This window comes from Alkalihalobacillus sp. TS-13, from assembly GCF_019720915.1.
In the GTDB taxonomy this organism is placed as follows: Bacteria; Bacillota; Bacilli; order Bacillales; family Fictibacillaceae; genus Pseudalkalibacillus.
The window spans coordinates 1-327 of sequence record NZ_JAHKSI010000027.1 but is presented as its reverse complement, the minus strand read 5'-3'; the positions used below and the strand labels follow the sequence as shown (position 1 = coordinate 327).

General features: G+C 46.8%; 1 rRNA gene. It reads right to left on the bottom strand.

The window, feature by feature from the left end:
* Positions 1-66, bottom strand: a 5S ribosomal RNA gene (gene rrf, locus KOL94_RS24960); the annotation flags it as partial.
* Positions 67-327: the final 261 nt, after the last annotated feature.

Genomic DNA, 327 nt, shown 5'->3' with positions numbered 1-327 from the left:
GCTGAAGAGCTTAACTTCCGTGTTCGGCATGGGAACGGGTGTGACCTCTTCGCGATCGTCACCAGACTATCGATTTGTGATAACCATCGAGCTTCTTTGTCAGCTGTGTTCACTCTCATCCTCATGTGCCGCGAAAGTACACTCTGGTGATCGTTCACTTGCTTCCTCGAATCTCTTGATTCTGACAAATCTTCGTATGGAGTTTGAAGGAAACCATTCCCTCAAAACTAGATAATGTCTTTCTTGAAAACGCGACGCACAGGATGTGCTAGTGCTGACGTTGTCACAGGACGTGACGATGTTAGTCAGCGTTCATTATGTGTGGTT